The following is a 21,980-nucleotide window of genomic DNA, read 5'->3' as shown; positions in this document are numbered from 1 at the left end:
TTCATTGCCGTCCTTTCTGATTCGGAAACGGCAATTCAATTAGGCCACAGGTCTTGCGCCATCTAGCAAGTGCGCGGTCGCTTTTGCGATACTGCGGCCCAATGCACTAAGAAATATGGGTATATTTTGGGATTTGCTTGAGGGGGCACCTGCATGGTGGACCAGCTTATTGAAAAAACTGCACCCGCGGTAAAGTTCGGCGGCCGCGCGCGCAAGGGCGGGCGGACGCGCGAGCGGATCATGGACATCGCCGAGGAGTCGATGCTGCACAAGGGTTTCAGCGCGACCTCGATCGAGGAACTGGTAGAGGCGGCGGGCATCACGAAGAGCGGCTTCTTCTATCATTTCAAGGACAAAAATGACCTTGCCCGCGCGATCGTCAGTCGCTTCGTCGAACGCGACACCGCCATCCTCGACGAGTTGAGCGCCCGGGCGCGGGCGCTGTCGGACGACCCTTTGCAGAGCTTCCTCATCTTCATGAAGCTGTTTGCCGAGATGATGGACGATCTGCCCGGACTGCACCCCGGCTGTCTTGCCGCGGCCATCACCTATCAGGACCGCGTGTTCGATGCCGAGGTCCGCCATCTCAATCGCCTCGCCGTCGCCGGCTGGCGGTCGCGCTTTCATGCGTGGCTCTGCGAGATCGCCGCGCTTTACGAACCGCGCATCCCCGTCGATCTTGAGGATATGGCGGATCATTTCAATGTCGTCGTCGACGGCGGCATCATCACCTCGCGGGCGATGGAGGACAAGTCGATCATCGGGCGCCAGGCGCGGCTGATGCACGATCATGTCAAGCTGCTCTTTGGCGGCCGTTAGCGGCTAAGGCGCCCTGCCGGCGGCCGACAGGGCGTGGCGGGGCTGGCGATCATGCTCGCATTGCGGACGCCGCCCGCCCCGGGCGCTTGCGCGCGTCCGACGATTGCCATTTCCATCATGGCGGCTATGCAATCACGGTGATGAAAGCCGACATTCTCGCCGTCCTCCTCGGCAAAGTCCGTCCCTTTCGCGGCGACGATGAACCGAGTGCGATCGGCAAGCTGCCGGTGGCCGATGTGGTGGCTGTCGGCGCGATGGGCCTGGCCGGCGACGAGCAGGCCGACCGCACGGTGCATGGCGGCATCGACAAGGCGATCCATCATTATCCCGCCGACCATTATGACTGGTGGCGCGGGTATCTGGGCGACGTCCCGTTGCTCGATGCGCCGGGCGCGTTCGGGGAGAATATCTCGATCTCGGGCCTCGACGAGCAGAATGTCTTCCTCGGCGACCGCTTCCGCCTCGGCTCCGCGCTGGTCGAAGTGACGCAGGCGCGCCAGCCGTGCTGGAAGCTCGACCATCGCTTTCAGACCAAGGGCGTGATGGCACAGGTGGTCAAGACGCGGCGGACGGGCTGGTATTATCGCGTCCTCGAACCCGGCGCGGTACGCGCGGGCGACGCGCTCGACCTCATCGAGCGGCCGTATCCCGACTGGCCGCTCGCGTCGCTTTTCGGCCTGCTGATCGGCGGCGAAGCGAAGTCGCGGCTCGCCGACCTCACCGCGCTGCGCGACGTGCCCGTGCTCGCCGAAACCTGGAAAGCGCGGCGCGCCAAGCTCGCCGAGCAGTTCGGGGCCGATTAGCGCCCGGACCTAGCGGCTTCGCTCGTCGCCGAAAAATTCGGCGTCGGCTTGCCGCGCTTCGGCGACGATGCGTTCGACATCGCCCGCGAGCAGTTCGGTCTCCGCCGCCGTAAAATGAAGCCCCAGCTTGCTGCGCCGCCAAAGCACGTCGTCGGTCGTGCGCGCCCATTCGCGCATCGCCATCCACCGCAGCTCGGCGACGCTCAGCCCATGCGCGATCTCACCGCCGAGTGCGTCCCAGTCGTCCGCGCCCGCCAGCCAGCGGCGCGCATCGGTGCCATAGGCACGGACGATGCGATCGACCGTCGCGGCGGAAAGGAAGGGATGGGCGAGACGGTATTCGGCCCGAAGCGCCGCGGCGCCGTCGACCGGAAAATCGCCGCCCGGCAGCGGCGCCTTCGCCGTCCAGCGCTTGCCCGACAGCGCCGGAACATGATCGGCAAGCTCGTCGACCGCTTCTTCGGCGACATGGCGATAGCTGGTGATCTTGCCGCCATAGATGGTGAGCAGCGGCGCGCCCTCGTCCATGTCGAGGTCGATGCGGTATCCGCGCGTTGCGGCCTCGGGGCGTCCAGATCCGTCCTCGATCAGCGGCCGCACGCCCGAATAGGTCCACACCACATCGGCCGGCGTCACCGGGTTGCGGAAATAGAGGCTCGCCCCTTCGCAGAGATAGGCGATCTCCTCGTCGCTCGCTTCCGCCTCGCTCGCGGGGCCGTCATGGTCCTGATCGGTCGTCCCGATCAGCGTGAAATCGCGCTCATAGGGAATGGCGAAGAAGATGCGTCCGTCGGGCAGCTGGAAGAAATAGGCATAATCATGCTCGAACAGCTTCCGCACGACGATGTGCGAGCCGCGCACAAGCCGCATCCGGTGATCGGGTTCGGCATCGGCGCGCCGCAGCAGGTCGAGCACCGCGGGCCCCGCGGCATTGACGACGCTGCGGCCCGTGAAGCGATAATGATGCCCTTGGTCGCCCACCGCATCGACGATCCACAGCCCATCGTCGCAGCGCAGCATTTCGGCGCGTGTGCGCGTTCGCACCCGCGCGCCGCGGTCGGCGGCGTCGCGCGCGTTGAGCAGGGCGAGCCGGGCATCGTCGACCCAGCCGTCCGAATATTCGAAGCCCTTGACATATTGCGGCTGCAGCGGGCCGCCCGCGACATGGCGGCGCAAATCGACCGAGCGCGTTGCGGGCAGTTTCTTGCGGCCGCCGATATGGTCATAGAGAAACAGTCCGAGCCGGAGCAGCCAGCGCGGGCGCAGTCCGTCGCGATAGGGCAGGACGAAGCGCAGCGGACGGATGATATGCGGCGCGATGCTCCACAATCGCTCGCGTTCCTTCAGCGCCTCGCGCACGAGGCCGAATTCATAATGTTCGAGGTAGCGCAGCCCGCCGTGGATCAGCTTGGTCGACTTCGACGAGGTGCCTTCGGCCAGGTCGCCCGCCTCCAGCAGCAGGACCCGCGCGCCGCGCCCCGCGGCATCGCGCGCGACCCCCGCGCCATTGACGCCGCCGCCGACGACGATGACATCATAGGGGGCGGAGCTGTCGGGCATGCTAGGGTTCAAACTCGCCATCTACGGGTCCGAGGCGTCGAAATGGCGAAGATATCGGGTTCGAGTGGCCGCCGCGGGTAGCATCGCTACCCGCAAGGCCGCGCGGGCCTGAGATCGAAGCCATTTCGGCGCCTCTGCGGGATTTGACCGATTTTGCCCATGGCCGCGCCGGCGAGTCTTGGAATATTTTCATATGCCTGCGCCCCGCCTCCTTGCCCTGAGCAAAATCGCTTCAAACCTCGGACCCGTAGATAGAGGGTTTGAACCCTTGTTCCCTATGGCAGCCTTGCCGGATTTGCCAAGGGTCCGACATCGTATGCGGCTTACGTATGCGCGTTGCATTCGCTTCGTGTATCCCCCAATTCATCCATGTTATCCAAGGGGACGAAGGTGAGCGTGAAAGTCGAAACATTGGTGCTGTTCGGCGCGACGGGCGACCTCGCGCAGCGCATGCTCTTTCCCTCGCTCTACAATCTCCATCTCGACGGCCTGCTCGCGGGCGAGCTGACGATCATCGGCTCGGGGCGCTCCAAGAGGGACCGATCCGCTTTTCAGGGGCAGGTTCGCGAGGCGCTGGCCGAGCATCTGCCTGCCGACCGGATCGAGGAAGCCGGGGTCGAAAACTTTCTCGAACGCATCGACTATTGCGCGATCGATGCGGGCGCGGGCACGGGTTACGAGGAGCTCGCGGCGCTGCTCGGCGACCGCTTGGGCCGTCCGATCGGGGTTTATCTCTCGACCCCGCCGTCGATGTTCGGCCCGATCGCGCAAGGCCTGAGGGCCGCGAACATCGCCTGCGCCGAATGCCGCATCGCGATGGAAAAGCCGATCGGCCACGACCTCGCCTCGTCGCGCGATGTCAACGCGCAGGTCGGTGACGCCTTCGCCGAGGACCGCGTGTTCCGCATCGACCATTATCTCGGCAAGGAGACGGTGCAGAACCTGCTCGCGCTGCGCTTCGCCAACATGCTCTTCGAACCTTTGTGGAACGCACAGGCGATCGACCATGTCCAGATCACCGTCGCCGAAACCGTCGGGCTGGAGGGTCGCGTATCCTATTATGACGGCGTCGGCGCATTGAAGGACATGGTCCAGAACCATATGCTCCAATTGCTCGCGATCATCGCGATGGAGCCGCCGTCGAGCGTGTCGTCGACCGCGGTGCGCGACGAGAAGGTCAAGCTGCTCCGCTCGCTCCGCCGCATGACCGCCGAGGATGTGAAGGCGCACAGCGTCAAGGGCCAATACACCAGCGGCGCGGTCAATGGCGGCGCGGTTGCCGGCTATGCCGACGAACTCGGCGACCCGTCGAACACCGAAACCTTCGTCGCGCTCAAGGCTTATATCGACAATTGGCGTTGGAAGGGCGTGCCTTTCTACCTGCGCACCGGCAAGCGCATGCCGCAGCGCAAATCCGAAGTGCTGATCCAGTTCAAGCCGGTGCCGCACAATATCTTCGCGCGCGTCGGCGCGGGCAAGCTCAATGCGAACAGCATGATCATCAACCTCCAGCCCGAGGAAAATATCCGGGTCAAGGTGATGGCGAAGCAGCCGGGCCTCGACCGCGAGGGCGTGAAGCTCAAAGAGGTGACGATGGACGTCTCGCTCTCGCACAGCTTTGCCGGCGAGCGCCGCCGCATCGCTTATGAGCGCCTGCTGCTCGATTTCATCGAGGGTGACCAGACCTTGTTTGTCCGCCGCGACGAGGTCGAGGCGCAGTGGCAGTGGATCGATTCGATCCGCGACGCCTGGGGTCAGGTCGACATGGCGCCGCAGAATTACACCGCGGGAAGCTGGGGGCCGAGTTCGGCGATCGCGCTGATCGAACGCGACGGAGCGAGCTGGCATGATTGAAAAGTTGTCGAGCAAAAAAACTCCGTTCGCCCTGAGCTTGTCGAAGGGCTGGCCTTTTCTTTGGGCGTCGCAAGGAAGAACGGTCCTTCGACAAGCTCAGGACAAACGGTTTTAAGTTATGACTGATCTCCACCCCACTATCGCCGCGGTCACCGACCGCATCATCGCCCGCAGCGCGCCGCGCCGCGCCGCTTATCTCGACCTCATGGAGCGCCAGCGCGAGGCAGGCACCAACCGCGGCAACCTGTCGTGCGGCAACCTCGCGCACGGATTCGCCGCCTCGGGCGAGGACAAGCCCGTCATCCGCACCGGCGCGGCGATGAACATCGGCATCGTCACCAGCTACAACGACATGCTCTCGGCGCATCAGCCCTACGGCCGCTATCCCGAGCAGATCAAACTGTTCGCGCGCGAAGTCGGCGTCACCGCGCAGGTCGCGGGCGGGGTTCCCGCAATGTGCGACGGCGTGACGCAGGGACAGGCGGGCATGGACCTGTCGCTGTTCAGCCGCGACAATATCGCGCAGGGCACCGTGATCGCACTCAGCCATGCGATGTTCGAAGGCGCGCTGCTGCTCGGTATCTGCGACAAGATCGTCCCCGGGCTGCTGATCGGTGCACTGCGCTTCGGCCACCTGCCACAGATATTGGTTCCCGCAGGACCGATGCCTTCGGGCCTCGCGAACAAGGAAAAGCAGCGCGTCCGCCAGCTTTACGCCGAGGGCAAGGCGACCCGCGACGAACTGCTCGAGGCCGAGGCGGCGAGCTATCATGGCGCGGGCACCTGCACCTTCTATGGCACCGCCAACAGCAACCAGATGATGATGGAGTTGATGGGGCTCCACGTCCCCGGCAGCGCCTTCACCAACCCGGGGACCAAGCTGCGGCGGGAACTGACGCGCGCTGCGGCGCACCGCATTGCCGCGATCGGCTGGGATGGCGATGATTATCGTCCGCTTGGCCGCTGCATCGACGAAAAGGCGATCGTCAACGCCGCGATCGGCCTGCTCGCGACCGGGGGCTCGACCAACCATGCGATCCATCTGCCGGCGATCGCGCGCGCGGCGGGGATTATCATCGACTGGCAGGATTTGGGCGATTTGAGCCACGCGGTGCCGCTGCTCGCGCGCGTCTATCCGAACGGCGCGGGCGACGTGAACAATTTCCACGCCGCGGGCGGGATCGGCTATGTCGTCAAGGAGTTGCTCGGCGCGGGGTTGCTGCACGGCGATATCCTGACGGTCAGCGGGACGATGGCCGATTATGCCGCCGAGCCCGTGCTCGTGAACGACGAACTCCACTGGCAAGCGGCGCCCGCCGACAGCCGCGACGACGCTATGCTGCGCCCGGTCTCGGCGCCTTTCTCGCCCGACGGCGGCATGCGCCTGCTCGCGGGCAACCTCGGCCGCGCGATCATCAAGACCAGCGCGGTCGCCGAGGATCGCTGGACGATCGAGGCGCCGTGCCGAATCTTTGACGACCAGAATCAGGTGCTGGCGGCGTTCAAGGCGGGGGAACTCGAGCGCGACGTCGTCGTCGTCGTCCGCTTCCAGGGGCCGCGCGCCAACGGCATGCCCGAATTGCACAAACTCACTCCGGCCTTGGGCGTGCTGCAGGACAAGGGCTTCCGCGTCGCCTTGCTCACCGACGGCCGCATGTCGGGTGCGAGCGGCAAGGTGCCCGCGGTGATCCATCTGTCGCCCGAAGCCTTGCCCGGTTCTGACGGGGTGAGCGGCCCGCTCGCCTATTTGCAGGACGGAGATGTCGTCCGTGTCTGCGCGGTGAAGGGCGAGGCGACTGCACTCGTCGACGAAGCCGAATGGGCGGCCCGCCAGCCCGCCGCCGCCCCGCCCCCGGCCGTCGGCGTCGGCCGCGAACTCTTCGCGCTGTTCCGCCATCACGCCGACGAGGCGGAGAAGGGCGGCTCGGCAGTGCTCGCGGCGATGGAGACCGTCATTTAGTTTCCAACTTTCCGTCATCCCGGCGAAGGCCGGGGTCTCGACGGTGATGTCAAACGAAACAATGAGATCCCGGCCTTCGCCGGGATGACGAAGGAAGTGAGATAGAATGTCCGACAGCGGTATCGAACAGATCATGCGTCTGGCACCGGTCATCCCGGTGATCGTCATCGACCGCGTCGAGGATGCGGTGCCGATGGCCGAGGCGCTCGTCGCGGGCGGGCTCACGGTGCTCGAGGTGACGATGCGCACCCCCGCCGCGCTCGACGCGATCGCCGCGATGAAAAAAGTGCCCGGCGCCGTGGTCGGCGCAGGGACGGTGCTCAACCAGAGAATGCTCAAGGCCGCGATCGACGCGGGCTCCGAATTCATCGTCTCGCCCGGCCTCACCGACAGCCTCGGCGAAGCCGCGGTCGCGAGCGGCATTCCCTTCCTGCCCGGCGTCGCCAATGCGTCGAACATCATGGCGGGGCTCGACCTTGGCCTCAGCAGCTTCAAATTCTTCCCCGCGGCGACGAGCGGCGGCATCCCGGCGCTGAAGGCGCTCGCGGGTCCGTTCGGCGGGATCAATTTCTGCCCGACCGGCGGGATCAGCGCCGCGACCGCACCCGAATGGCTCGCGCTGGGTCCGGTGCTGTGCGTGGGCGGCAGCTGGGTCGTTCCCGCAGGGCCGCTCGACCCGGTGCGGATCGAAGCATTGGCGCGCGAGGCGGCCGGACTTTCGCGCCATTGATTAACCCCATTTTACCTGCCATCGTGCAGGGATAAGGCGGCAAACAAGCCGTTGGTGGGGAGATGCGCGTGCCGAGGCCACAGCCGCATTTGGAAGAAGTATTGGCGTCCGAACCCGGACCGCATATCGCCGCGCTCTTCGATTTCGACGGGACGATCATCTCGGGCTATTCGGCGACCGCGATGCTGCGCGAGAAGTTCCAGCGCCGCGAAATGTCGGTCGAGGAAATCGCCGAGACCGCGAACGTGCTCGCGCAGCACAGCCTCGGCAGCATCGGCTTTTCGGGCCTGATGACCGGCGCCGCGAAATTCATGAAGGGCGTCGAGGAAGAGAGCTTCATCGAGTTCGGCGAGGAACTCTACAAAAAGCATATCGCGCGCAAAATCTATCCCGAGACGCGCGCGATCATCGAAGCGCACCAGGCGAAAGGCCACCGCGTCGCGATCATCTCGTCGGCGACAATCTACCAGATAGAACCGACCGCGCGCGATCTCGGCATCACCGACATCAAATGCTCGGCATACGAGATCGAGGACGGCGTCTTTACGGGCGAGATCATCCGCCCCTTGTGTTTCGGTGAAGGCAAGGTGCTCGCCGCCGAGGAACTCGCCGCCGAATACGGCCTCGATCTCGACAACAGCTTTTTCTATTCGGATAGCGACGACGATATCGAACTGCTCGAACGCGTCGGCAAGCCGCGACCGCTCAACCCGAACCTCAAGCTCAAGGGCATCGCCGACGAGCGGAACTGGCCGGTGCAGCGTTTCGCGAGCCGCGGCACGCCGTCGTGGGTCGATTATACGCGCACCATCTATGCCACCGGCTCGCTCGTCGGCGCCTTTGCCGCGGGGCTCCCGATCTGGGCGCTCACCCGCTCGCAGCGCGAGGCGGTCAATTTTTCGATGGGGCTGTTCGGCGATTTCGCGACCGCGATCACCGGGGTCGAATTGGAGGTCGAGGACGAGCGCCACCTCTGGTCGTCGCGCCCGTGCGTCTTCATCTTCAACCACCAGAGCAAGGCCGATGTGATGATCCTCGCCAAGCTCATCCGCCGCGACATGGGCGGGGTGGGGAAAAAGGAGATCAAGGACATCCCCATCCTCGGCAAGCTGATGGAATGGGGCGGCACCGTCTTCGTCGACCGTGCCGACGGCAAGAGCGCGATCAAGGCGATGGAGCCGCTCGTCGAGGCGATCCAGCACGACGGCAAGTCGATCTGCATCGCGCCCGAGGGCACGCGCAGCCTGACGCCGAAGCTCGCGCCGTTCAAAAAGGGCGCCTTTCACCTCGCGATGCACGCGGGCGTGCCGATCGTGCCGATCGTGATTCATAATGCGACCGACGTCGCGCCAAAGAACGAGTTCGTGATGCGCCCGGCGACGGTGCGCGTCACCGTGCTGCCGCCGGTCGATACGTCGAAGTGGGGCGTAAGGACGTTGGGTACGCACGTCCGCGACGTGCGCAACATGTTCCTGCGCACCCTGGGGCAGGCGGAGGAGAGCGTCGCGGAATCGGTGGCGGCCGAGACCGCTCCGCCCGAGGTGAAGCCCGAAAAGGCGGCCAAGAAGGCAAGTGTAAAGCCTGCCGCTAAGAAGAAATCGTCCGCGGGCAAGACGGCTCCGAAGAAAAAGGCGGCCGCGAAGGCTTTCAAGACATGACCGCCCAACTCCTTTCCGTTCGCATCGAGCGAAGTCGAGATGCCCATCGGGGTGTCTCGACTTCGCTCGACACGAACGGGTCTTTGGCGGAGCGTTATTGAGCGGTGGCCGACGGAGCGCCCCGCACCGAAATCGTGGCGGAGCAGGCGGCCGACCGGCTCTATATCATCGACACGCGTAACGGGGTCGAGCGGCGCATCCTGCTCGACTGGATCCATTCGACGAGCGGCGATGACGAGCCTGTCTGGGCGAGCCTCGATATCGAGGATGGCGATCATGCGCTGCCCGTCGACGTGCTGCAGGCGCGGCTTGACGGAGCGGCATCGCGGCAGGTGGTGCCGCTGCGCGTCGCGTGGCGTATCCCGGGTTTCGACAAGGACCGCGCGCTCAAATTCCGTCACCTGCTATTCGGCGATCCGCGCCACCCCGGCGCGCTCCGCGCGCGACTGATCCTGCTCCGCGACCGTCGCCGCGCGCAGATATTGGTCGGCGAGGCGGCGACGCTCGACATGCTGCGTGACCGCTTCTGCGCGCAAACCGGCGGCGGCGATGGTGAGGGTGGGGGCAGCCCCGAATTCGCGGGCTTCGTCGCGCGGCAGGCGGCGCTTGCGCTCGACGTCGCCGAGCGCGGGATCCGGGGAACAAGATACAAGGTGCCGCGCTTCGTCGCCGATGGTCTGCGCACCAGCCCCAAATTCCGCGCCGCGCTCGCCGAACTGTCCGAGGCGACCGGTCGCCCTGTCGCCGAACTCTTCCGCGAGGCGCGGCCGCTGATGAAGGAAGTGATCGCACGTCCGAGTGCTCTCTTCCTCGACCTCCGCGCCCGGCTCGATCGCATGATGTTCGGCGGTTATGCGCCCGGGATGGAAATCGACGCTGCTGAACTTGCGAAGCTGCGCAATATCCTGCGCGAGCATCCGACCGCGATCCTCTTCACCCACAAAACCTATATCGACGGCGCGACGCCGAGCCGGCTTGCCTATGAGAACGACCTGCCGATGCTCCACAGCTTCGGCGGTGCGAACCTCGACTTCGCGGTGATGGGCGAATTTTTCCGCCGCTCGGGGATGATCTTCCTCCGCCGCAGCTTTCAGGATCAGCCGGTCTACAAGCTGGTGCTGCGCCACTATATCGCCTGGCTGCTCGCCAAGCGTTTCCCGCTGAGCTGGGCGTTCGAAGGCACGCGCTCGCGGCTTGGCAAGCTGATGCCGCCCAAATATGGCCTGATGAAATATGTCCTCGACGCGGCGCATGCGACCGGCACGCGCGGCGTCCATTTCGTCCCCTTCGTCACCAGCTTCGACCTGATCCGCGATGTCGAGGAATATGCCGCCGAACAGACGGGGCGCAGCAAGAAGCCCGAGAGCCTGTCGTGGTTCCTGGGTTATATGAAGAGCCTGAAGGAGCCATCGGGGCGCATCCGCCTTGACATCGGCGAACCGGTCGTGATCGAAACCGCGCCGGAACCCGACGACAGGCGCGCGCTCGAAAGGATCGCCTTCGCGGTGGCGGTCGAGGCGAACCGGGTGACGCCGCTCACCGTCACTTCGGTGATGTGCCTGATCCTGCTCGGCATGTCGCCGCGCGGCGCGACCTCGGCCGAATTGCTGGGCGCGATCGGCGCGGTGACCGATTGGGCCCGCGCGCGGGGCATTCGTCTCAGCAGCGAACTCGAAAGCGGCGACGATGCCGCGCTGTCGGCTACCGTCGACACACTCGTCACGAGCGGCTTGCTGACGCGCTACGAAGCGGGCAGCGAGAATGTCTATTCGGTCGAGCCCGCCAAGCATCCGATGGCGAGCTATTACCGCAACATCATCGCGCATCATTTCCTCGATCGCGCGATGATCGAACTCGCGCTGTTCGAGCTGCGCGACGCCGACAAAGGCGATGCCACCGCCGCCTTCTGGGCGAAGATCGACCGGCTTCGCGACCTGTTCAAATTCGAATTTTTCTACCCGCCGCGTGAAGAGCATCGCGCCGCGATCGAAACCGAACTGGCGCGCATCGATCCTGTCTGGGACCGCCGCCTCGCCAGCGGCGACCGCGGCGTCGCGCAGCTTCTCCGCCGCTGCCAGCCCGTTGTCGGCCACGCGATATTGCTGCCGTTCGCCGAGGCCTATTCGGTCGTCGCCGAGCAGCTTGCGCGCGCAAAGCCGGGCGATGTCGTCGACGAACAGGCGCTGCTCGACGCGGCGCTGGTCGAGGGGCGGCAGGCCTATCTGCTGCGCCGGATCAGCAGCGAGGCGGCAATCGGAAAATTGCTCTTCGCCAACGGCCTGTCGCTGATGCGCCATATGGGGCTCGCGGAGGAAGCGACGCCGGTCAATCTCGCCGCGCGCCGCGCGCTGCTGATGGAACTGCGCGGCCTCGCCAACGTCATGGAAACGATGCGGCTTTCGACCGTCGCGCTTGCCGACCGCTTGCCGGGTTCAGGAGGATAAATGCTCAAACAGCTCAGCGCGCAGGACGCCCAGTTCCTCTACACGCAGACCGCGAACAACCTCACGCACATCATGGGGGTCTATATCTACGACCCCGCAACCGCGCCGGGCGGCTTCGTGCGCTTCAAGGATATCATCCGCCACGTCCAAGCCCGTGTCGACACCTCGCCGCTGTTTAAGCGCCGTCTCCACCGGCTGCCGTTCGACATGGACCATCCCTATTGGGTCGAGGACGAGCATTTCGACATCGAAGCGCATATGAGCCACGCGCGCCTTCCCGAGCCCGGCGACTGGCGGCAATTCTGCATCGCGGTCGCGCGCTGGTTTTCGAAGCCGATGGATATGAACCGGCCGCTCTGGGACATTTATATCATCGAGGGGCTCGACCGGATTCCGGGGATTCCCAAGGGCAGCTTCGCGATGCTCCACCGCGTCCATCACGCCGCGGTCGATGGCGCCTCGGGCGCGCATGCTTTCATCGCGATGAGCGACATCGATGCGAAGGGCACTCCCGCGATAGCCGAACCTCCGCCGGTCGAGGAGCTGGGCAAGGCGCCGTCGAGCGCCGAAACCCTCTCGCGCGCCTGGTCGGCGTCGATGCAGTCGCCGGTCAAATTCATGAACGCGCTGATGAAGATGTCGCCCGCGATCGTCGCGTCGGCGCGCAAGTCGATCGCCGAGGGCGGCATGACCGCCGGCGTCCCCGAAACACGCTTCAACGTGCCGGTCGGCCCGCACAAGATGTTCGACGCGACGACCGTCGCGCTCGCCGACGTCGCCGAAATCCGCAAGAAGGTGCCGGGCGCGACGGTCAACGATGTGGTGCTGACCACGGTCGGCGGCGCGCTGCGCAAATATCTGGCGAAGCACAAGGAATTGCCGAAGGACAGCCTCGTCGCGGTCGCACCGATCAATCTGCGCGGCAAGGGCGGCAAGGCCAGCTCCCCGGGCAATCAGGTGTCGGCGATGAGCGTGCCGGTCCGTACCGACCTCGCGGGCCCGCTCGAACGGCTCGCGGCGGTGCGCGATTATACCGTTGAGGCGAAGGAGGCGAAGGCGGGAGTCAGCGCGCGAATCATGACCGACCTGTCGCAGCATATTCCCGGCGCGACGATGGCGGCGGTCGCGCGGCTGGTCACCAGCGAGCGTTTCGCGGTGCGCGGCACAAACCTCTTCATCTCGAACGTGCCGGGCGCACAGGAGCCGCTCTATCTGGCGGGCGCGCAGCTCGTGCAGCAGCACGGCATGGCGCCGCTCGCGAACAATATGGGACTGTTCGTCGCAACGCCGAGCTATAACGGACGCATCGCCTTCTCGATCGTCTGCGAGCGGTCGATCATGCCCGACATCGCCTTTTTCCGCGAATGTATCGACGAAAGTTTCGCCGACCTGATGGCCGCGATGCCGAAACCGGAGAAACCCAAAGCCGCTACGGCAGCGCCGAACCCTGCGGCCCAGCCCAAAGCGCAACGTAAAGCCGTCCCGAAACCTGCCGCGAAGCCCAAGCTGAAACCGGTTGCTAAAAAGAACGCAACCGGCAAGAATCCGAAAAAATAACGATGCTCTCGCAGGATTACCGAATGCTTTTCACCCCGACGCTCAGCGCCGACCGCGATCTTGTGACCGCACCCGATTACGCCGCCTGGTCCAAAGCGGCGCGCGAACATGACCGTAAGTCGGGGCTGCAGGCGTGGCGCGACGCCGACGAGAGCAGGTATTTCGACTATAAGGCGATCCGCGCGCGCCTCGAAAAGCTGCGCAAGCTGTCGGCGGCGGGTGACGTCAAGGGGCTGCTCTTCGTTCTCAACGAGGGCATCCACGGCAATATCGACGGCATGGGACACGAGCGGCTCTATCAGAAGGCGCGCTTCGGCACGAAGGCGCTGGTCGAGGATTATGTCGCCGAGGTCGTCGCCTCATTGGACAAGATCGCCGCCGCGCGCAGCATTGCCCGCGACGAAAAGCGCGATTTCTTCCGCCGCGCGCAGCATTGCTACGGCCGCTCGGCGTTGCTGCTCTCGGGCTCGGGCAGCTTCCTTTTCTTCCATATCGGCGTCGTGAAGGCTTTGTGGGAAGAAGGCGTGCTGCCCGCGATCATGTCGGGCGCGAGCGGCGGGTCGATCGTCGCCGCGATCGTCTGCACGCGCAAGAATGCCGACATCGGCGCCTTCCTCGAAAGCGAGCGGCTTGCGAACCCCGACCGCGATCCCGAACAAAAAAGGCTGGCGACCGAGGAAGTTCGCGACCGCCTTGCCGATCTGATCCCCGATCTGACCTTTCAGGAAGCCTATGAGGTCAGCGGGCGCCATCTCAACGTTTCGGTCGCCCCCGCCGAAAAGCATCAGAACGGCCGGCTCCTGAACGCGATCACCGCGCCGAACGTGCTGATCCGCGAGGCAGTGCTGGCGTCGTGCGCGGTGCCCGGCGTCTTCCCGCCGGTGATGCTGATGGCGCGCGACGACAACGGCGAGCGCACCCCCTATCAGCCCGACCGCCGCTGGGTCGACGGATCGGTGACGCACGACATCCCGACCAAGCGGCTTGAACGCCTCTATGGGGTCAATCACCATATCGTCAGCCAGGCGAACCCGATCGCGCTGCCCTTCGCGACCGACACGCGCAAGCAGATGGCGCCGATCGAGGCGATCCAGCATGCGTCGATGACGACCTTCAAGGCGTGGCTCAACGCCAATATGGTGATCTTCCAGAAGCCGCTCGAGCTGATCCCGCCGCTCAACAGCCTGGCGAACATGGCGCGGTCGGTGATCAACCAGGAATATACCGGCGATATCAACATCATCCGCCCGCCCAAATTCTGGTCGCCGACCAAAATCCTCTCCGATCTGGGGCAGGAGGATATCGACGAACTGATCGACACCGGCGAGCGCACCGCCTGGCCCAAGGTCGAAATGGTCCGCACCCAGACCGCGATCAGCCGCGCGCTCGAAGCGATCCTCGCGAAGATCGACAAGGCGGACGACGACGGCCCCGGCCATCGCAGCGCGGCGCTCAAAAAGGCGGTGCGCTGAATATGGCGGCAGGGACGACCGGCGCGGTGATCCTGCCCGCCGAATCCGCGGGCGCAGGGGCGAAGCTGCACGTCACCCACTGGCTTCCCGACGGCCGTCCGCGTGCGATCATATTGCTCGCGCACGGCTATGCCGAACATGCCGGGCGCTATGGCCATGTCGCGAAGCGGCTGACCGAGGCGGGCTATGCGATCTACGCCGTCGATCATTGGGGACACGGAAATTCGGACGGTGAGGGCGGCTATGTGCCGCGCTTCTCCGCCTTTCTCGACGGCATGGCCGAGCTGTTGACGTTGGTCGAGATCAATCATGGCGACACGCCGCGCCTGCTGCTCGGGCACAGCATGGGCGGGCTGATCGCGACCTTGTTCCTTGTCGAGCGCCAGCGGGCGTTCGTCGCCGCGGCGCTGTCGGGGCCCGCGATCCTGCCCGCCGAGCCGCCGTCGCGCGTCACCGTCTGGCTTAGCCGCTTCCTGTCGCGCTTTTTCCCGCGGCTCGGCGTGCTGTCATTGGATGCCAATGGGGTGAGCCGCGATCCGGCGGTGGTCGAGGCCTATCGCGCCGACCCGCTCGTCTATGAAGGCAAGATCGGGGCGCGGCTGGGCAAGGAATTCATGGACGCGATGGCGGTGGCGCGGGCCGATGCGCCCAAGATTCGCCTGCCGATCCTGATCCAGCACGGCGAGGCCGACCGCCTCACCGCGCCCGCGGGGTCGCGCTACCTGTTCGACAATGTCGCGTCGAAGGACAAAAGGCTCGAAATCTATCCCGGCCTGTTCCACGAAATCTATAACGAGCCCGAGCAGGACGTCGTGCTCGACGATCTCGTCGGCTGGTTCGATGCGCATGTGAAAGGCGAGGCCGCGGCATGAGAATCCTGCTGATCCTGATCTTCGCGCCGCTGATCGCGTTGGCGCTGATGTATTTCGTCTTCCCCGGCCGTCTCGTCGCCATCGGGCGGGCGTTGCTGCGTCGGCGCGGCGGGATGGTGCAGAAAAGCATCGTCGTCGATGGGCGGAACTGGCCCTATCTGGAAGGCGGCGACACGTCGAAGCCGCTGCTGCTGCTCGTCCATGGCTTTGCGGGCGACAAGGATAATTGGTCGATGATCGCGCCGTATCTGACGCGCGATTATCATGTCATCGCGCCCGACCTGCCAGGGTTTGGCGAGAATGAACGCAACCCCGATCTCGCCTATGATCTGCAGGCGCAGACCGCGCGGCTGAAGGCGTTCGCCGACGCGCTGGGCTTGTCGCGCCCGCATGTCGGCGGCAACAGCATGGGCGGTTGGATCGCGCTGCGTTACGCGATCGAATATCCGGACGCGCTCGCCAGCCTGACGCTGCTCAACAATGCCGGCGTCAACGGCGCCAATGAAAGCGAGCTTCAGAAACAGGCGGCGAACGAGGATTATAATCCGCTCGTCCTCGCCAATCTGGAGGATGCCGACCGGCTGGTGGCGATGGTCGTTCACAAACCGCCGCATATTCCCGCACGGCTGAAACCGGTGCTTTACGCCGATGGCCTCAAATATCGCGATCAACTCGACACGATCTTCTGGGTCATCGCGACGGAGGGGCGCGATCATCCGCTCAACGATCGCCTCGGCGAAGTGAAGGTGCCGACGCTGATCATCTGGGGCCGGCACGACAAGCTGCTCGACGTCAGCTGCGTGCCGGTGCTCGAAGCCGGCATCGCGGGAAGCGTGTCGCATATCTTCGAACATGTCGGCCATGTCCCGATGATCGAGGATCCCAAAGCGACCGCGGCGGTGATGAAGGGCTTTCTTGCCAAGCACTGAAATGCGCGCCACTCTCGCTGAAAACGGGGAGAGAGTTATGCGCCTCAAGGTGGGGCTGCTCGGCGGGGGCAGTTGGGGGACGACGGTCGCGTCGGTCGTGTCGCGCAATGCGCCGATCACGCTGTGGGCGCGCGATGCCGAAACGGTCGACAGCATCAACGGCGCCGGCGAGAACCGCAAATATCTCCCCGGTATCAAGCTGCCTTCGGCGCTCCGCGCGACGAACGACATGGCCGAGGTCGTCGCGGGCGCCGATGTGCTCGTCATGGGCGTGCCGTCGCACAGCTTCCGCGCGGTGCTCGAGGAGGCGGCGGGTCATCTTCGCCCGTGGGTTCCCGTTATCAGCCTCACGAAAGGCCTCGAACTCGCCTCGGGCAAGCGGATGACCGAGCTGATCGAGGAGGTGTTGCCCGGCCATCCCATCGGCGTGCTCACCGGTCCTAATCTGGCGCGCGAGATTATGACGGGGCAGGCGGCGGCGAGCGTGCTGTCGATGGAGGACGAGATCGTCGTGCGCGCGCTCCAGCCGGTGTTCCATTCGGGGCTGTTCCGCGTCTACACCAACACCGACCTTTTGGGCTGCGAGCTTGGCGGGGTGCTCAAGAATATCATCGCGATCGCCGTCGGCATGGGTGACGGGCTCGGCGCGGGCGACAATACGCGCGCCGGGCTGATGACGCGCGGACTGGCCGAGATCACGCGATTGGGCGTCGCGATGGGCGGGCGGCCGGAGACTTTCGCGGGGCTCACCGGCATGGGCGACCTGATCGCGACCTGCACCAGCCCCTTGTCGCGCAACCGCCATGTCGGGGTCGAACTCGGCAAGGGGCGCCCGATCGACGAGATCATCGCGGGCATGAACATGGTCGCCGAGGGGGTGAAGAGCGCGCCGACGGTGATGGCGCTCGCCGACAGATATGGCCTCGACATGCCGATCGCGCGCGACGTGTTCGACGTGACGCAGGGCCGGCGCAGCGCGATGGATGTGTTCCGCGGCCTCCTCAAATCGAGCGTCGGCGACGAAGCGCATCCGGGCTGAAATCCGGACATCCGCGCGATTCCGCCGCGAGCCGTGCCGAATCATCGTCGAACCGGGAATAAATCGCGCCGCTCTTTCGTTTCTTCTCCTGTCCAACAGGATCCAGAAGGAGACGAAAAATGAAAAAATGGACGATTCTGGCGATGCTTGCCGCTCTCCCCGCCACCGCCGCGGTCGCCGCCGTTCCCTATCACAAGATGCCGCCGGGATTCGATGCGCCGCCCATCCGCGCCGAACCGATCGCCGGCATCGTGAACCAATATTGGTATAATTACCAAGCCGACATCCTCGAGGCGGAGAAGGAGCTCAGCAGCGACCTTCGCCACGCCACCGACCGCGAAGACCGCTGGGACGCGTGGGACGAATGGATCGTCGAGGTGGTCGACGCCGACAAGGATTATGTGAAGGAAATGCGCAAGAAGGGCTACCGCAGCGGCCGCGTGACGGTCGGCGGATAAAGCTTCCGATTTCCGCGAGTTCCCCGAGCCCTGCTCGGGTCGCAGGGAAGGGCGGGTGTCATGGGGCACCCGCCCTTTCTTGTTCTGGTCATTGAAGCGTCATTCCCGCGAAAGCGGGAACCAGGTTGCGACGGTTGCTCGCTGGGTTCCCGCTTTCGCGGGAATGACGAAATTTATCGGGTAGCTAGGAAACGCCCTCCGCCAGCAGCGCCGCCGCTTCCTTCCCCTGCCAGTCGATCGCGCCGATCACGCGCCAGATTTCGCGGCCTTCGGCGTCGTAATAGACGCTCGTCGGCAGCGCGCTGTTCGCGGCGTCGAGCAGGCCGTTTTCGGGATCGATATAGGGCTGGAGCGCCTTCAGTCCCGCCTTCTGGAACCAGGGATCGACGACCTCGGCGCCCTTCAGGTCCTGCGCGACCGCGATCACGGTCATCGTTTCGCCGCTCTTCGCCGCGAGCGCGTCGAGCGTCGGCATTTCGGCGACGCACGGCGCACACCAGGTCGCCCACAGGTTGACGAGCAGCGGACGCCCGCGGAACGACGCGAGCGTCACCGGCGCGTCGTCGGGGCCGCGAAACGTCGCGGTGGGCGCCACCGTCCCCTTGCGACTGCGGTCGATCACATATTCGAACGCGCCGACCCCCTTCGCTTGGCCCGCCGAAACATTTGCTTGGCCTTGCCCCGCTTGCTCCCCGCCGGGCTTTTCCCTATCGCAGCCCGCGATTGATCCGGCCAGAAGCACGGCGAGGATCGCAAGGGACGGATTCGGAACGCGGCGGATGGCGAATACTCCTGACAGCAACAGCATGTGGGGCGGCCGCTTCGGTGGCGGACCCGCGGCGATCATGCAAGAGATTAACGCATCGATCCCCGTCGACAAGCGCCTGTGGGAAGAAGATATTACCGCCAGCCGCGCGCACGCCGCGATGCTCGGGGCTTGCGGAATCATCGCCGCCGAGGACGCCGTGGTGATCGATCGCGGCCTTGCGCAGATTGCGGACGAGTTCGCGGCGACCGGCGTGCCGGTCGATCTCGCGCTCGAAGACATCCACATGACCGTGGAATCGCGCTTGAAGGAGCTGGTCGGCGAAGCCGCCGGGCGCCTCCACACCGCGCGCTCGCGCAACGATCAGGTCGCGACCGATTTCCGCCTGTGGACCCGCACCGCGTGCGAGCGTATCGATGCGGGCTTGCAGGCGATCCAGGCCGCGTTGCTCGCGCGCGCCGACGAACATGCGGGCAGCATCATGCCCGGCTTCACGCACCTGCAAGTCGCGCAGCCGGTGACGCTCGGTCATCATCTGCTCGCCTATGTCGAAATGTTCGCCCGCGACCGCAGCCGCTTCGCCGATGCGCGGCGCCGCCTCAACGAATCGCCGCTCGGCGCCGCCGCGCTCGCGGGCACCAGCTTCCCGCTGGACCGCGATGCGACCGCCGCCGCGCTCGGCTTCGACCGCCCGATGGCGAACAGCATCGACGCGGTGTCCGACCGCGACTTCGCGCTCGAATTCTGCGCCTCGGCCTCGATCGCCGCGATCCACCTGTCGCGCCTCGCCGAAGAAATCGTCATCTGGGCCAGCCAGCCCTTTGGTTTCATCAGCCTGCCCGACGCCTGGTCGACGGGCAGCTCGATCATGCCGCAAAAGCGCAACCCCGACGCCGCCGAACTGGTGCGCGGACGCGCGGGGATGTTGCTCGGCGCCTTCCAGCGGCTCGCCGTCATCGTGAAGGGGCTGCCGCTCACTTATTCGAAGGATTTGCAGGACGACAAGGAAACGGTCTTCGGCGCCTTCGACGCGCTCGCGCTGTCGCTCGCCGCGATGACCGGCATGATCGAAACGCTGAGCTTCCGCACCGACCGGATGCGCGCGCTCGCCGCGTCGGGCTATTCGACCGCGACCGACCTTGCCGACTGGCTGGTGCGCGAAAACGGCTTGCCGTTCCGCGAGGCGCATCATGTCGTCGGTGCCTGCGTGAAGCGCGCCGAGGAACTCGGCGTCGAGCTGTCGGCGTTGCCCGCCGCCGACGCCGCCGCGATCCATGCCGCGGTCACCCCCGACGTGCTCGCCGCGCTCACGGTCGAAGCGTCGGTTGCCAGTCGCATGAGCTATGGCGGCACGGCGCCCGAACGGGTAAGGCAGGCCGTCGCCGCGGCCCGTGCGGCGCTCGAAGGGACGGATTGATGGCGACGAAGCGCCTCATCATCATTGGCATCGCCGCCACCGCGCTGCTCGGCTCGTGCGGCAGCAAGCAGGATCTGAAGCCGGTGGCGGGCCAGCCCGCCCCGGTCGTTCCCGTCGGCGCGACCCGCGCCCCGACTACACAGGAGCTTACGACGCCTGACGCGCAAGCCCGGCCCGCGCGCAGCGACGAACTTCTCAAACGGTCCGAACAACGCGAAACCGACGATTTCGACTTGCCGCCTCCGGGCTGAGCAAAGCCCAGTTTAATCCGCTCGTGTCGAGCGAAGTCGAGACACCCATCGTCTCGGCTCCGTCCTTCGGGGCATTTCGACTTCGCTCGATGCGAACGGAAAATGATGATCAGGACTTCCTTCAATGGACCATTTTGAACTTCGTGACGGCGTGATGCACGCCGAAGATATTCCGCTGCCGCGGATCGCCGAGGAAATCGGCACCCCCGTCTATGTCTATTCGCGCGCAACGCTCGAACGCCATGCGCAGGTGTTTCGCGACGCGCTGAAGGATGTTCCGCGCAAGCACATCGCCTTCGCGATCAAGTGCAACCCCAATCTCGGCGTGCTGCGCGTCCTCGCGCGGCAGGGTTATGGCGCCGACGTCGTCTCGGGCGGCGAACTCGAACGCGCGCTCGCGGCAGGCATGGCGGCCGAAGACATCGTCTTTTCGGGCGTCGGCAAGACGCGCGCCGAACTGGCGCAGGGGCTCGACCGCGGCATCGGCCAGTTCAATATCGAGCATGAGCCCGAGGGCATCGCGCTTGCCGAAATCGCGGCGCGCAAGGACATGACCGCGCCCGCCGTGCTGCGCGTCAATCCCGACGTCGATGCGGGCACGCACGCGAAGATTTCGACCGGCAAGGCCGAAAACAAGTTCGGCGTCGGCATCGACACCGCGCCCGAGATCTTCGCCCGGCTGTCGGGGCTGCCGGGGCTGAACCTGCGCGGCATCGCGGTCCATATCGGCAGCCAGCTCACCAGCCTCGCCCCGTTCGAAGCGGCGTTCAAGCGCGTCGGCCAACTCGTCGCGGACCTCCGCGCCGCGGGGCACAGCATCACCCATGTCGATCTCGGCGGCGGGCTTGGGGTGCCCTATCGCGCGGGCGACAATATTCTTCCGCCGTCGCCCGCCGATTATGGCGCGATGGTCGCGCGGGTCACCCGCGATTGGGACGTCACGCTGATGTTCGAGCCCGGCCGCGTCATCGCGGGTAATTCGGGGGTTCTGCTGACCGAGATATTGTGGGTCAAGCCCGGTGCGACCCATCCCTTTGTGATCGTCGATGCGGCGATGAACGATCTTGCAAGACCCGCACTCTATGATGCCTGGCATGATTTCGCCGCGGTGAAGCCTTCGGGCGAGACGATGACCGCCTCGATCGTCGGCCCCGTCTGCGAAACCGGCGATACCTTCGCGCGCGACCGGCTGATCGACAAGGTCGAGTCGGGCGACCTCGCGATCTTTCGCAGTGCGGGGGCCTATGGCGCGACGATGGCCTCGACCTACAACAGCCGCAGCCTCGTCCCCGAGGTGCTCGTCGACGGCGACCGTTATGTCGTCGTCGCCGACCGCATCGCCGCCGGCACGATCATGGCCGCCGAACGCGTGCCCGACTGGATCGACTGAC

At 65.4% G+C, this 21,980-nt stretch carries 18 protein-coding genes; 16 read left to right on the top strand and 2 right to left on the bottom strand.

The features are described 5' to 3' along the window. Nucleotides 1-153 precede the first annotated feature (153 nt). A complete protein-coding gene (locus GGR90_RS02660) occupies nucleotides 154-819 on the top strand; it encodes a TetR/AcrR family transcriptional regulator (protein ID WP_167919227.1) in 666 nt (221 codons plus the stop codon). A 140-nt stretch (nucleotides 820-959) separates the two neighbouring features. Then, nucleotides 960-1,622 (top strand): MOSC domain-containing protein, encoded by a 663-nt coding sequence (locus GGR90_RS02655; protein ID WP_167919225.1) that lies wholly within the window; start codon nucleotides 960-962, stop codon nucleotides 1,620-1,622. A gap of 9 nt (nucleotides 1,623-1,631) precedes the next feature. Here GGR90_RS02655 and glpD read toward each other — a convergent pair whose 3' ends face one another. After that, nucleotides 1,632-3,182, bottom strand: a complete 1,551-nt coding sequence (gene glpD / locus GGR90_RS02650) for a glycerol-3-phosphate dehydrogenase (protein ID WP_167919223.1) — start codon at nucleotides 3,180-3,182, stop codon at nucleotides 1,632-1,634. 450 nt (nucleotides 3,183-3,632) lie between these two features. Here glpD and zwf point away from each other — a divergent pair, with 450 nt between their 5' ends. The 11 genes from zwf to GGR90_RS02595 all read left to right on the top strand — a co-directional run bounded on the left by zwf (nucleotide 3,633) and on the right by GGR90_RS02595 (nucleotide 18,155). Continuing rightward, nucleotides 3,633-5,036, top strand: coding sequence for a glucose-6-phosphate dehydrogenase (gene zwf, locus GGR90_RS02645; protein ID WP_245198460.1), 1,404 nt, complete (start codon nucleotides 3,633-3,635; stop codon nucleotides 5,034-5,036). 118 nt (nucleotides 5,037-5,154) lie between these two features. Further along, nucleotides 5,155-6,996, top strand: coding sequence for a phosphogluconate dehydratase (gene edd, locus GGR90_RS02640; protein ID WP_167919219.1), 1,842 nt, complete (start codon nucleotides 5,155-5,157; stop codon nucleotides 6,994-6,996). A gap of 106 nt (nucleotides 6,997-7,102) precedes the next feature. Next, nucleotides 7,103-7,726: a bifunctional 4-hydroxy-2-oxoglutarate aldolase/2-dehydro-3-deoxy-phosphogluconate aldolase gene (gene eda, locus GGR90_RS02635; protein ID WP_167919217.1), complete on the top strand. Its 624-nt coding sequence runs from the start codon at nucleotides 7,103-7,105 to the stop codon at nucleotides 7,724-7,726. 101 nt (nucleotides 7,727-7,827) lie between these two features. Beyond that, entirely contained in the window at nucleotides 7,828-9,384 is a 1,557-nt protein-coding gene (locus GGR90_RS02630; RefSeq protein WP_245198374.1) for an HAD-IB family hydrolase, read from the top strand. Nucleotides 9,385-9,488: 104 nt separating this feature from the next. After that, on the top strand, nucleotides 9,489-11,828 hold the full coding sequence (locus GGR90_RS02625) for a glycerol-3-phosphate 1-O-acyltransferase (protein WP_167919213.1): 2,340 nt from the start codon (nucleotides 9,489-9,491) through the stop codon (nucleotides 11,826-11,828). Continuing rightward, nucleotides 11,829-13,385 carry a wax ester/triacylglycerol synthase family O-acyltransferase gene (locus GGR90_RS02620; RefSeq protein ID WP_167919210.1) on the top strand — a complete coding sequence of 519 codons (1,557 nt, stop codon included), beginning with the start codon at nucleotides 11,829-11,831 and terminating at the stop codon, nucleotides 13,383-13,385. It abuts the gene before it with no gap. 23 nt (nucleotides 13,386-13,408) lie between these two features. After that, nucleotides 13,409-14,857 (top strand): DUF3336 domain-containing protein, encoded by a 1,449-nt coding sequence (locus GGR90_RS02615; RefSeq protein ID WP_167919208.1) that lies wholly within the window; start codon nucleotides 13,409-13,411, stop codon nucleotides 14,855-14,857. Between the two features lie 2 nt (nucleotides 14,858-14,859). Next, nucleotides 14,860-15,729 (top strand): alpha/beta hydrolase, encoded by an 870-nt coding sequence (locus tag GGR90_RS02610; protein WP_167919206.1) that lies wholly within the window; start codon nucleotides 14,860-14,862, stop codon nucleotides 15,727-15,729. Beyond that, nucleotides 15,726-16,658, top strand: coding sequence for an alpha/beta fold hydrolase (locus GGR90_RS02605; RefSeq protein ID WP_167919204.1), 933 nt, complete (start codon nucleotides 15,726-15,728; stop codon nucleotides 16,656-16,658). Before GGR90_RS02610 ends, GGR90_RS02605 begins: the two co-directional genes overlap by 4 nt. A gap of 37 nt (nucleotides 16,659-16,695) precedes the next feature. Continuing rightward, nucleotides 16,696-17,697, top strand: a complete 1,002-nt coding sequence (locus GGR90_RS02600; protein ID WP_167919202.1) for an NAD(P)H-dependent glycerol-3-phosphate dehydrogenase — start codon at nucleotides 16,696-16,698, stop codon at nucleotides 17,695-17,697. Between the two features lie 119 nt (nucleotides 17,698-17,816). After that, nucleotides 17,817-18,155: a hypothetical protein gene (locus GGR90_RS02595; RefSeq protein WP_167919200.1), complete on the top strand. Its 339-nt coding sequence runs from the start codon at nucleotides 17,817-17,819 to the stop codon at nucleotides 18,153-18,155. A 184-nt stretch (nucleotides 18,156-18,339) separates the two neighbouring features. On the opposite strand, the gene GGR90_RS02590 is transcribed toward GGR90_RS02595, so the two are convergent. Continuing rightward, the gene (locus tag GGR90_RS02590) at nucleotides 18,340-18,777 is read right to left on the bottom strand and encodes a TlpA family protein disulfide reductase (protein ID WP_342449880.1); all 438 of its coding nucleotides are present in this window, start codon (nucleotides 18,775-18,777) and stop codon (nucleotides 18,340-18,342) included. A 157-nt stretch (nucleotides 18,778-18,934) separates the two neighbouring features. Here GGR90_RS02590 and argH point away from each other — a divergent pair, with 157 nt between their 5' ends. From argH to lysA, 3 genes are all read left to right on the top strand, one after another. After that, complete coding sequence (gene argH / locus GGR90_RS02585; RefSeq protein ID WP_245198373.1) at nucleotides 18,935-20,338, top strand: argininosuccinate lyase; 1,404 nt, start codon at nucleotides 18,935-18,937, stop codon at nucleotides 20,336-20,338. After that, nucleotides 20,338-20,589, top strand: coding sequence for a hypothetical protein (locus GGR90_RS02580; protein WP_167919196.1), 252 nt, complete (start codon nucleotides 20,338-20,340; stop codon nucleotides 20,587-20,589). Before argH ends, GGR90_RS02580 begins: the two co-directional genes overlap by 1 nt. A 124-nt stretch (nucleotides 20,590-20,713) precedes the next feature. Then, nucleotides 20,714-21,979 carry a diaminopimelate decarboxylase gene (gene lysA / locus GGR90_RS02575; protein WP_167919194.1) on the top strand — a complete coding sequence of 422 codons (1,266 nt, stop codon included), beginning with the start codon at nucleotides 20,714-20,716 and terminating at the stop codon, nucleotides 21,977-21,979. The last annotated feature ends 1 nt before the right edge of the window (nucleotide 21,980 follow it).

Origin of the sequence: Sphingopyxis italica (assembly GCF_011926545.1) — a bacterium.
Taxonomy (GTDB): domain Bacteria; phylum Pseudomonadota; class Alphaproteobacteria; order Sphingomonadales; family Sphingomonadaceae; genus Sphingopyxis; species Sphingopyxis italica.
This window is presented reverse-complemented; position numbering and strand designations above follow the sequence as displayed.

Bases quoted from the DNA above. Each gene is read 5' to 3' on its own strand.
- GGR90_RS02660 (WP_167919227.1), top strand. From the start codon at position 154: ATGGTGGACCAGCTTATTGAAAAAACTGCACCCGCGGTAAAGTTCGGC.
- GGR90_RS02655 (WP_167919225.1), top strand. From the start codon at position 960: ATGAAAGCCGACATTCTCGCCGTCCTCCTCGGCAAAGTCCGTCCCTTT.
- glpD (WP_167919223.1), bottom strand. From the start codon at position 3,182: ATGCCCGACAGCTCCGCCCCCTATGATGTCATCGTCGTCGGCGGCGGC.
- zwf (WP_245198460.1), top strand. From the start codon at position 3,633: ATGCTCTTTCCCTCGCTCTACAATCTCCATCTCGACGGCCTGCTCGCG.
- edd (WP_167919219.1), top strand. From the start codon at position 5,155: ATGACTGATCTCCACCCCACTATCGCCGCGGTCACCGACCGCATCATC.
- eda (WP_167919217.1), top strand. From the start codon at position 7,103: ATGTCCGACAGCGGTATCGAACAGATCATGCGTCTGGCACCGGTCATC.
- GGR90_RS02620 (WP_167919210.1), top strand. From the start codon at position 11,829: ATGCTCAAACAGCTCAGCGCGCAGGACGCCCAGTTCCTCTACACGCAG.
- GGR90_RS02615 (WP_167919208.1), top strand. From the start codon at position 13,409: ATGCTTTTCACCCCGACGCTCAGCGCCGACCGCGATCTTGTGACCGCA.
- GGR90_RS02610 (WP_167919206.1), top strand. From the start codon at position 14,860: ATGGCGGCAGGGACGACCGGCGCGGTGATCCTGCCCGCCGAATCCGCG.
- GGR90_RS02605 (WP_167919204.1), top strand. From the start codon at position 15,726: ATGAGAATCCTGCTGATCCTGATCTTCGCGCCGCTGATCGCGTTGGCG.
- GGR90_RS02600 (WP_167919202.1), top strand. From the start codon at position 16,696: ATGCGCCTCAAGGTGGGGCTGCTCGGCGGGGGCAGTTGGGGGACGACG.
- GGR90_RS02595 (WP_167919200.1), top strand. From the start codon at position 17,817: ATGAAAAAATGGACGATTCTGGCGATGCTTGCCGCTCTCCCCGCCACC.
- argH (WP_245198373.1), top strand. From the start codon at position 18,935: ATGGCGAATACTCCTGACAGCAACAGCATGTGGGGCGGCCGCTTCGGT.
- GGR90_RS02580 (WP_167919196.1), top strand. From the start codon at position 20,338: ATGGCGACGAAGCGCCTCATCATCATTGGCATCGCCGCCACCGCGCTG.
- lysA (WP_167919194.1), top strand. From the start codon at position 20,714: ATGGACCATTTTGAACTTCGTGACGGCGTGATGCACGCCGAAGATATT.